Genomic DNA, 8,977 nt, shown 5'->3' with positions numbered 1-8,977 from the left:
GAATGAGTCATGATCAGATCTCCGGTTTAGGATGACGCAGCTTAGCTCCTCTGCGCCTCAATCATGGGATCTGTTTGCGCGGACAAAGCCCGCTGGCCGAGATGGTGTTCGCTACGCGCGCTCCAAGCACATGGGCGACATTCTTGTTGCCAGTGTAATCTTCGGAAGCTCGCGCGTATCGACCGATCGGTCCTTCCATCTACTGCGTCCTGCAAGTTCGTGGGCAATCCGCCGAGCAACCTGCTCGCGGGCCAATTTCAGATCAAGTCGGCATGACGGCTACCGGCTGCTTGTACACGCCGCCCGATATCATCAAGCGCCAAGCGATGCGGGCGAACTTGTTGGCCAAGGCCACCGCGACCAACTTTGGCGGCTTTCGCTCCAGCAGCGAAGCGAGCCATGGTGTGGGCTTATGACGGCCCTTTCGAATATGCCTCAGCAGTGCGGTCGCACCGACGATCAACGTCGATCGCAGTATAGAATCTCCAGCCTTTGTAATGCCGCCAAGCCTTTGCCGGCCGCCAGTTGAATGATCCTTAGGTGTCAGCCCGAGCCACGCCGCAAAGTCGCGACCCGATCTGAAGGTCTCGGGCGGCGGCGCTTTCATGCTTAGCATGGACGACCCAATCGGACCGACGCCGGGAATCGTCGCGATCCGCCTGCTGACATCATCGTCGCGGTGCCACCTCATCAGCTTGGCTTCGATCTTTGCCAGGCGGGCTTCGACCGCGGCATATTCCTCTGCTTGGAGTCGGAAGAGATCCTTTGCCATTTCCGGCAAGCTGTCATCCTCGAGTAACCCGTTTGATAAGTTGCGCGACATTCTGCCGACCGGCGGGGCCGACGATGCCAAATTCAGCCGCATAGCTCCTGAAAGCATTGGAAAGCTGCGACTTCACGCTGACCAGGCGTTCTCGCACAGTCATTAACATGCAGGCCGCTTGCCGTTCCTTCGATTTGACCGGTACAAACCGCATACTCGGCCGGGTGACCGCCTCGCACAGCGCTTCGGCATCGGCCGCGTCGTTCTTGCCGCGCTTCACGTAAGCCTTCACGTACTGAGGGGGGATCAGCTTCACCTCGTGACCGAACGACTGCAGCAGGCGCGCCCAATGATGCGAGCTGCCGCAGGATTCGATGGCGACGAGAACCGGTGGAAGCCGCTCGAAGTAGCGGATCATCTCGGCTCGCCGGAACTGGCGGCGGACCACCACCACCTCATTCTCATCAACACCATGAAGCTGGAAAACCGACTTGGAAGTGTCCATACCGATGCGAACAGGAAGATTCATCAGACTTTCCTCTCATCTAGCTGTGACGCTGACAGCGCCATAGAACCGTGGGGATGAGAGGCCGTCCACACCAGCACACGGTCAAGTTTCCGAAGCGGCGTGGCGGGGCCGCTGCGCGAGTTGGAGCAGGGTAGCGGTGGGGCGACGACCGGCTTTACCACATTTGCTGCATCGCAGCCTGCCCGCCAGGTCGTGGACGAAGGTCGTGGAGACATGCGGTAGCGCCGCCAAGTCAACATCACGCGCGGTCTTGCAGCGGGAGCATCGGATTTCCAGCCACGGGTAACTGCCATTAATCGCCTGATCGATTGTCGGCGAGGGTGGCTCACCATTTGCCCACATGCGTTCGTTCCAACTCTCGCACAGGAGGCGATCGGCCTGTTTGATCAGTGCTTCACCCTCTGCGCGAGCCGCGGAGGACTTTGCTGCGAGGATAGTGGTCATCGCACGTGCCTTGCCGAGCTCCTTGCCGAGGGCTTTGCGGTCGCCGCCGGATAGGGGCGTCAGGTGGTGCTTCGGTGCCATTCGGGCGATGTGAGCGTTCGGTCAAACGGACCCGAAGGCCGGCCAACAGCCGTCCTCTTCGTGGCGGCCAGTTCGGTTCTGGCAAGTGTTGTCCAGCAATCGTTGCGCGACCTCCTTCCAACTGGCCTGCTCCCCGTAGAGACGGACCGCGTCCACCTTCTGGATCTCGACGATACGCTCGCACCGGCGACACGATACCCTCAGGACATGCTGCGGGATCTCGCAGAGGCGGAGGCCAGGGCTAGAACGTGCCGCATCCGCTGTTTGGTCGTGGGCATCGTCAAGGAGGGCTCGCCAATATTCATCCGGCATGTCGTCCTGCGGCCCAAGCGGACGTTGTCTTGCAGTCTCTTTACCCATTGATGCGGCTAGCTTTTCTATCTGCTTCGGGGTGGGGATGCGCCAACTCGCAGGTCGATCGGTCATGACCGGAATTAGAACATAAAGAGAACAAAAGTCGAGTCCGGCCAAGGGAGGCTTGTCGATTATTTGACGTCGAGCTTGTCGGAACCAGCGGCTTTCGATCGTCTTGAATCCAGGCCGCCGAAAATGGAGTTCTGCGTACATGGCCCCTCGCGCCAACTGGAAAGGCTTCCTGCGTCTGTCCCTCGTGACCTGTCCGGTGGCGCTGTATCCGGCCACGTCCGAGAGCGAGAAAATCTCTTTCAACCAGCTCAACCGGACGACCGGCCACCGCATCAAGTACCTGAAGGTCGATGCGGACACCGGCGACGAGGTGCCCAACGAGGACATCGTCAAGGGATACGAGGTCGAGAAGGGGCAGTTCATCGAGGTGACAAAGGATGAGCTCGAGGAAGTCGCGCTCGAGTCGACGCGGACCATCGAGATCGACGAGTTCGTCGACCGCAGCGACATCGATCCGCGCTACCTGATCCGGCCTTATTACCTGCGCCCGGACGGCAAGGTCGGGCACGACGCCTTCGCCGTGATCCGGGAGACCATCCGCGAGATGGACAAGGTCGCGATCGGGCGGCTGGTGCTGACGAGCCGCGAGCACATCGTCGCGCTCGAGCCGCGCGACAAGGGGTTGATCGGGACGCTGCTGCGGTACCCCTACGAGGTTCGGGATCCGGCGGAATACTTCGATGAGATCCAGGATATGAAGGTCACGAAAGACATGCTGGATCTCGCCAAGCACATCGTCAACCAGAAGGCGGGCCGGTTCGATCCGGACAAGTTTGAAGACCACTACGAGACCGCCCTGGTCGACCTCATCAACCAGAAGAGGGCAGGCAAGGTCATCCGCCCGAAGGAGCGGCCGAAGGGCGAGAACGTCGTCGATCTGATGGACGCGCTGCGCAGGAGCGTCGGCGGCGCAGCGGCCGAGGCGGGGACACAGAAGAAGCCCGCCAAGAAGACGAAGAAAGCTTCCGCTGGCCAGAAGGAAATGCTGATGCCGATCGCCGGCAAGAAGCCGAAGGAAGCCGCAGCGAAGAAGCCGGCGGCCGGGGTGCGGCGGAAGTCGGCGTAAGCCATTGCCGTGCTCACGCTCGCCAGGTCGCGACGAGCGTCCGAGGGCCGGTTGCTTGGCTGCCAACACGGGAGGATGCCATGGATGAGCGCGAAACGTCTGCGATGACCGAAGCCTCCGGTCTCGTCACCGATCCGCCGGGCGCCGCGGCCCCGTCCGGAACGAGGTCTTCTCACCCCCCTCGCGTCGATTCCGCAGAAGTTGCCGCGGACCTTGCGGAGCGGTTGCGCCAGATCACCGTGAGGGCCCCGCTCCAGGCGCTTCTTGTGGCGTTTCTGCTCGGGGCGTGGGTGGCGCGCCGGCGCTAGGAGAGCTGCCGGCCGATGCCCAGGAAGCTAAAGACATTCCAGACGTCGCTCGGATTCTACGATCTTGCGATCGCCGCGCCGTCGATGAAGGCGACGCTGGAGGCGCGGGGCCGGCAGCAATTTCTTCCATCAAGGCTTCGCCAAGGAGACCGACGACCCAGACGTCGAGTGTTCAGGCTGAGCACAACCGGCGGGAGAAGGAAAGGGAGAAGCTGACGGCTGCGCTGCGACGCGCGCGAGACTAGGCTTACAAGCCGACGAGTTACCGCACGGAGGACGACGAAAGACCTCCGAAACGCGCAAGCTTCGGAGGTCGAAGTCTGTTTCTGTTATCTCGCGCGCGTCAGGCTCGGCTGGTTTCCGTCCTTTTGGCTCCTGTAGGAGGCCTCAAGGATCCCTCCAGCAGTCGCCGAACTCGCGGCGATCGGAGTGGATCATCGCCAAGCGGTGAGGACTGTTGGCAGAAAGGAGCCTGCGAGAACTTGGCCTTCCAACGACGCTCGATGCGGTTCAGGACGTCTCTGGGCAAAGCAATGTTATCCATCGCGATCCTCAGGCGGCCAGAAGTCTGGATGTCGAACAGAGACGGTAGGGCTTCCCTCCGGGGGGATTGCGTGGGCCACCGCCGAGTTCGCACAGTGCTTCGAGTATCTCGTCGATGGTGACCGGCGCTTTAAGTCCAACCGGTGCCCGCAACGATGGGCAAGAAGCGATCGCCGATGCGTCAGACGCCCAAGATGCGAGAATGGCGCGTTTCTCGGAGATCGAAAGCGAAGGGTCTGCCAGTACATCCCTCGGGTGCTCGAACACGGTGCCGGGATGCAGCAGCGTGTTGAAATCGATGACATTGTCGTCGGAAGCGGTCGTCAGCCGCATGGTATCCTCCATTCTTTGGACGAAGCGGCTGCCGCGCGTCGGACGACGCGCGGCATTTTCGGGCGATGGATTAGGCCGCCTTGGCCTCGATCTGGTGGACGTTGCCGGAAGACGTTGCGCCGGCAATGGCGATACGCCGCGGCTTCATGGCCTCCGGGATTTCCCGGACCAGTTCGATCTTCAGCAGGCCGTTGTCGAACGCGGCGCTCTTGACCTGCACGTACTCCGCGAGGCTGAACTGTCGCTTGAAACCGCGGGTCGAGATACCGCGATAGAGGAAATCACGCTCAGTCTTGTCGGATTTGCTGCCTTCGACCGTCACCACGTTCTGCTCGGCGGTGATGACGATGTCGTCGGGCGAGAAACCCGCCACCGCGAGCGAGATCTGATAGCGATCATCCGCCAGCCGTTCGATGTTGTAGGGGGGATAGTTGTCCTCGCTGGCCCGCTGAGCCACTTCTGCGAGGTCGAAAAGGCGATCGAAACCAATGGTCGAGCGCCAGAGGGGGGCAAAATCGTAGGTGCGCATAGCCAAATCCTCCTAAGAGCGAGATGTCTACGAGCGGCACCGGACACAACCGGTGCCCGTCTCTTGGCCGGGCCCGTCAGGCGCCCGGACACCATCGTCAGATGGCGACAAAAAAATTAGCAAAGCCGGTTTTGGTTTCAAGAGGGGGCTGAAAAAAATTTGTCACCGATCGCCGCGCCGTTACAGATCCTCGCGAAGGCCTTTGAAGAACGGGTGTCGCACCTTTCCCTCTGCGGACTTCGCCCGGTACTCGATCTCGGCAAGCAGCTTCGGTTCGACCCAGATCCCTTTGTGCGAGATCCGTTTGGCATATGGCTGTGTCCTGCGGACAAGCGGCTCGAGCCGTCTGCGCAACTCGGCGGCAGATGACTTGTCGAAGCCACGGTCGACCTTGCCGGCATAAACAAGGTCATCGCCCTTGCGCCGACCAAGATAAATGCCGTCCCACTTGCCCTCATCGAGGGCGAAGCCGGCGATGGCGAGCGTCTCGCGTTGGACGCAGGTTTTCTTGACCCAATTATTGCTGCGGCCGACCGGGTAGACGCTGTCGTGCACCTTGGAGCGACGCCTTCGAGCCCGACCTTGCAGGCATGGGCAAACATGTCGCCCCCGTCGATCTCAAAGCTTTCACTGAACTGGACATCGCTGCCAGTGATGATCTTCTTCAGCGCGGCCTTGCGCTGGAGAAGAGGGACTTTCCGCAGGTCCCGGCCATTCAGATAGAGCAGGTCGAAGGCGACGAAGACGATCTTAGTCGGGGTGCCCTTTAGCTCGTTCTGCAAGACGGAGAAATCGGTGCTGCCATCGGCGGCGGGCACAACGATCTCGCCATCGATGATCGCTGAGCTCGCCTTGATGTGCCAGGCGTCGTTGGCGACCTTCTTGAAGCGTTTCGTCCAGTCGTGCCCACGGCGGGTGAATACGGTGACGGCTTCGTTGGCGAGATGCACATGGACGCGATAGCCGTCGAACTTGATCTCGTGAATCCATCGCCCGCCTGCCGGCACGCGGTCGATCGAGGATGCCAGGGCCGGCTCAATGAAGCCGGAGACGGGCGCCTTGACGCCGAGCGCTTCAGGCTTCTTTCGTTGAAACGCCACAGTTACACTAGGCGCAAGCTGTACTGCCGGGTGTCCTGGGCAGCGTAGCGATCGACGAACTCCTGCAGGTGCGAGGGGACGTCGCTCAGTTGCAGGTTACAGCGGTGCTGGATCTCGCGCGCAATGTCCTCAGAGACGTCTTCAGACCAGCGCTCTGACGTGTTGAACGCGATGACCTTGATAGGCCTGCGATACTCGCCTGTGAGCAGGTCCTGAACGACGGTTTCGAGGTCTGCCGTTTCCATGTCGGCTTCGCGCCAGGCGCTGCCTGCGCGCCCAAAATCATCCGCCACCAGATACACGGTCGGCTCATCGGCCGGCACGATGGAAGGAGTCCATCCGGACTGACGCATACGCAACTCCACGCAACAGAACCGGGATTCAATTTGAACTGGGCCAATTCGTTCCAGCCGTTGGAACTGCCTGTGGCAGTCGCTTAGTGATCACCTCGGGGAGGACACATGGTCGTCAACAAGCCACCGGCGACAACGCCCGCAAGGGCGCGGTGAAGAAACGCTCACAGACCAAGACGACGATCGGCGGTGCAAGCGGTTGGACCAAACGCGACAAGTCCTCGGGCGAGTTCAGGGCCGTCAAGAAGCCGCTTAAGGCGAAGAAGGCCGCAAAGAAATTCAAGGGCGTGCGCGTCGAGAAGAAGGCCGTGAAAAGAAGGCAGCAAAATCGGCTCGTCGATAGGAACGAGCACGCAGCCGGCGGGTTGGGCGCGAATAACGCTGGAGCTCGCCATGAGAATAACGTTGTTGTTAGCAGCCGGTCTCATCACTCTTTCCGCTGCCGCCGCCTCGTCGCAGCCTGCAGGCGCCCCGAGCGGAAGGGGAGCGGTCACCGGCGATCCGGCCGCCAGCTCGACCTCACCGACCACGGGCCCGCGTAGCACAACGGGTACGTCAGCCGGCTCGAGGAGCGGGAGCGGCACGTCCACGTCCGGCGGCAAAGATGCCAACGGAGACCAGGGGCGGGACAAAATGCCGGACAGCAACATGAACGTCAGGCCCCAAAACGAACAGTCGCAAAAGCCGCATTGAGCCCTCCCGGTACAGTTAGGAGATTAGAGTGCGTCCCAATGCCAACACGGTCTTGGGAGTCCTGCTGGCCGCCGCTCTCCTATACGTCATCATTGTGCACTAGCGCGATCCCTTCTCGTCGGATGGCTTTGTGTGCGAGAAAAATCCGACACGTACTTGGAGCGAAGTGTTCGGCTACCAGTGCGGCGCCGGCATGTTCCAGAGCAATCTCCAACGAGGCACTGAGAACCGCCTTCGACTAAGGCGAAATCCATCACAAGAAAGATGACACGGGCCTTAACGTATGTTGTGGGCCCGCCCGTTTCATTTTCTATACTCGTCGTACGAGAAAAGGAGCGTGCGATGGTTTTGAAGCGCAAGCGGTTCAAACAGACAGAAACTCTCCAAGACCGAATCGCTCAGTTCGCTGACCAGATGAGGCGGAAAGCCGAGACAGAGCCGGAGGGCGCCGAAAAGGACGAGCTCCTGAAAAAGGTCCGCAACGCGGAACATGCGGTCAGTCTGGAGCGACAACTTCGCGCCTCGCATTGAGCGGCGGTCGCCCTCGATCGAATTTGCTCACTCGGGCGGATGTACCCCAGTGGGCCGGAAGGCTCTCGGTCCGATCCCGGGAGCCTTTTGCATTGACCTCGTTTGCTTCAGACGGATGCTAATGTCTTGCTTCCGTCGGGTTGCGCGGCCTCTGCGGTTTGCTCCGTGACGCTCCGCCTCATACCAAAAGTCGTCCACCTTCGCAGGGCTTCCCAAAGCTCGAACGGCTATCTGGGCGGCGTGGCGCGATGGCGCCCGGCACAGGATGCTGTTGGCCTTGCTCACGTTCAACCGGAGCTGGTTATGCGAAAGATCCTTTTACAAACTGGGTGATGGACAACAGGATGTTGACCTGCTCCCAGATTTGCCCCGCTTATAAGGAGAGTCCGTTCTGGGTTGGGCCCCTGTTGGGGCGGGTTGCAAACCCTGGCGGCGTGAGCCCGTTGAGGCTCGTGTGCGGTCGGTCGGTGTTGTAGTCGATCCTCAATTCCTCGATGATCCGGCGGGCCTCGGGACTATCCGTATAAGCGAAGCCACCTCGTGGCGCTCCGGCGCACTAAGATTTCGGCGAGCGATCCACCATCACGTGGTGGCCTGGAGAGCGGTAGGTCCATAGGAACTTTCGGAGCTGCAACCTATTGAGCGGTCATTCAAGTAGAGGACCGCTCTTGAACCACATCGCCGTTATCTTGATCTTGCTCGTTGGCTCTTCGCTCGTCTTGGCCCAGAGCACAGGTGGATCGAGCAGTGGCGGCTCGGCGGCGAGTGCAACTGCGGCCACCGGCTCGAAAGGTTATGCGGGCGGCACCCTATCGACCGGGCATAACATAAGCGGCACTGGGGGCTACTCCAGTCCCAACGTGGGCAACGCGCTCAGCCACGCAGCAACCGGCGACGTGGATGCTTCCTCGGTTAGTCCGGCTCCAACTTCCCACGACAACGCGGTGGATACGCCCGCCGCCGAACGCGCCATAAAGAACCTGGGCAACACCGACATCGGCATTCTCAAGAAGTAATACATGTGGGGTGTGCTGGAAACCCGCCTACGACTGTTAGTGATCCACAGCGCTGCAAATCGCTGTTAGTTGCGGCCCTGATTGGCGTCAGGAACAGCGTGGGTTCTTGTCAAGTTTTCCCACGCCTCGACGATGCTCGCCGAGGGTAAGCTCTGGGCCTCGGCTCATCCCCATTTGAGCCTCTTTTGATGATCCCTCACAGCGGGTACTGCTTGCTGTCATCGTCCAGGCAGAACTGTCAACTTCCGAGACGCCTCGATGC

General features: G+C 60.7%; 9 protein-coding genes and 4 pseudogenes. 6 read left to right on the top strand and 7 right to left on the bottom strand.

Annotated features, from left to right (window positions below):
* Positions 1–262: 262 nt before the first annotated feature.
* Both AC5ZFO_RS46420 and AC5ZFO_RS46415 read right to left on the bottom strand, forming a co-directional pair.
* A pseudogene (locus tag AC5ZFO_RS46420) lies at positions 263–1,292 on the bottom strand (IS110 family RNA-guided transposase).
* An 81-nt stretch (positions 1,293–1,373) separates the two neighbouring features.
* Positions 1,374–1,817 carry a zinc ribbon domain-containing protein gene (locus AC5ZFO_RS46415; RefSeq protein ID WP_496124057.1) on the bottom strand — a complete coding sequence of 148 codons (444 nt, stop codon included), beginning with the start codon at positions 1,815–1,817 and terminating at the stop codon, positions 1,374–1,376.
* A 565-nt stretch (positions 1,818–2,382) separates the two neighbouring features.
* Between AC5ZFO_RS46415 and ku the strand changes: the two genes are divergently transcribed.
* From ku to AC5ZFO_RS46400, 3 genes and pseudogenes are all read left to right on the top strand, one after another.
* Positions 2,383–3,309: a non-homologous end joining protein Ku gene (ku, locus tag AC5ZFO_RS46410; RefSeq protein WP_496124056.1), complete on the top strand. Its 927-nt coding sequence runs from the start codon at positions 2,383–2,385 to the stop codon at positions 3,307–3,309.
* An 80-nt stretch (positions 3,310–3,389) separates the two neighbouring features.
* Positions 3,390–3,617 (top strand): hypothetical protein, encoded by a 228-nt coding sequence (locus AC5ZFO_RS46405; RefSeq protein ID WP_496124055.1) that lies wholly within the window; start codon positions 3,390–3,392, stop codon positions 3,615–3,617.
* Between the two features lie 15 nt (positions 3,618–3,632).
* A pseudogene (locus AC5ZFO_RS46400) lies at positions 3,633–3,783 on the top strand (cell envelope biogenesis protein TolA); the annotation flags it as partial.
* A gap of 386 nt (positions 3,784–4,169) precedes the next feature.
* Here AC5ZFO_RS46400 and AC5ZFO_RS46395 read toward each other — a convergent pair.
* The 4 genes and pseudogenes from AC5ZFO_RS46395 to AC5ZFO_RS46380 form a co-directional block, all read right to left on the bottom strand.
* The gene (locus AC5ZFO_RS46395; protein ID WP_496124054.1) at positions 4,170–4,493 is read right to left on the bottom strand and encodes a hypothetical protein; all 324 of its coding nucleotides are present in this window, start codon (positions 4,491–4,493) and stop codon (positions 4,170–4,172) included.
* A gap of 70 nt (positions 4,494–4,563) precedes the next feature.
* Complete coding sequence (gene hspD, locus AC5ZFO_RS46390; RefSeq protein ID WP_496124053.1) at positions 4,564–5,022, bottom strand: small heat shock protein HspD; 459 nt, start codon at positions 5,020–5,022, stop codon at positions 4,564–4,566.
* Between the two features lie 180 nt (positions 5,023–5,202).
* Positions 5,203–6,122: pseudogene (ligD, locus tag AC5ZFO_RS46385) on the bottom strand (non-homologous end-joining DNA ligase).
* A 2-nt stretch (positions 6,123–6,124) separates the two neighbouring features.
* A complete protein-coding gene (locus tag AC5ZFO_RS46380; protein WP_496124052.1) occupies positions 6,125–6,475 on the bottom strand; it encodes a hypothetical protein in 351 nt (116 codons plus the stop codon).
* A gap of 86 nt (positions 6,476–6,561) precedes the next feature.
* On the opposite strand from AC5ZFO_RS46380, the gene AC5ZFO_RS46375 reads away from it, so the two are divergent.
* Both AC5ZFO_RS46375 and AC5ZFO_RS46370 read left to right on the top strand, forming a co-directional pair.
* On the top strand, positions 6,562–7,017 hold the full coding sequence (locus AC5ZFO_RS46375) for a hypothetical protein (protein WP_496124051.1): 456 nt from the start codon (positions 6,562–6,564) through the stop codon (positions 7,015–7,017).
* Positions 7,018–7,510: 493 nt separating this feature from the next.
* Positions 7,511–7,699, top strand: a complete 189-nt coding sequence (locus tag AC5ZFO_RS46370; protein WP_496124050.1) for a hypothetical protein — start codon at positions 7,511–7,513, stop codon at positions 7,697–7,699.
* Between the two features lie 373 nt (positions 7,700–8,072).
* On the opposite strand, the pseudogene AC5ZFO_RS46365 reads toward AC5ZFO_RS46370, so the two are convergent.
* Positions 8,073–8,207 (bottom strand): annotated as a pseudogene (locus AC5ZFO_RS46365) (integrase core domain-containing protein); the annotation flags it as partial.
* A 160-nt stretch (positions 8,208–8,367) separates the two neighbouring features.
* On the opposite strand from AC5ZFO_RS46365, the gene AC5ZFO_RS46360 reads away from it, so the two are divergent.
* On the top strand, positions 8,368–8,715 hold the full coding sequence (locus tag AC5ZFO_RS46360) for a hypothetical protein (protein ID WP_496124049.1): 348 nt from the start codon (positions 8,368–8,370) through the stop codon (positions 8,713–8,715).
* Positions 8,716–8,977: the final 262 nt, after the last annotated feature.

The sequence above is a fragment of the Bradyrhizobium sp. Unk1 genome (assembly GCF_059512345.1).
This window is presented reverse-complemented; position numbering and strand designations above follow the sequence as displayed.

What these genes read in the sequence shown, in the direction of transcription:
- AC5ZFO_RS46380 (WP_496124052.1), bottom strand. Translation starts at nt 6,475, where the DNA reads ATGCGTCAGTCCGGATGGACTCCTTCCATCGTGCCGGCCGATGAGCCG.
- ku (WP_496124056.1), top strand. Translation starts at nt 2,383, where the DNA reads ATGGCCCCTCGCGCCAACTGGAAAGGCTTCCTGCGTCTGTCCCTCGTG.
- AC5ZFO_RS46395 (WP_496124054.1), bottom strand. Translation starts at nt 4,493, where the DNA reads ATGCGGCTGACGACCGCTTCCGACGACAATGTCATCGATTTCAACACG.
- hspD (WP_496124053.1), bottom strand. Translation starts at nt 5,022, where the DNA reads ATGCGCACCTACGATTTTGCCCCCCTCTGGCGCTCGACCATTGGTTTC.
- AC5ZFO_RS46405 (WP_496124055.1), top strand. Translation starts at nt 3,390, where the DNA reads ATGGATGAGCGCGAAACGTCTGCGATGACCGAAGCCTCCGGTCTCGTC.
- AC5ZFO_RS46415 (WP_496124057.1), bottom strand. Translation starts at nt 1,817, where the DNA reads ATGGCACCGAAGCACCACCTGACGCCCCTATCCGGCGGCGACCGCAAA.
- AC5ZFO_RS46370 (WP_496124050.1), top strand. Translation starts at nt 7,511, where the DNA reads ATGGTTTTGAAGCGCAAGCGGTTCAAACAGACAGAAACTCTCCAAGAC.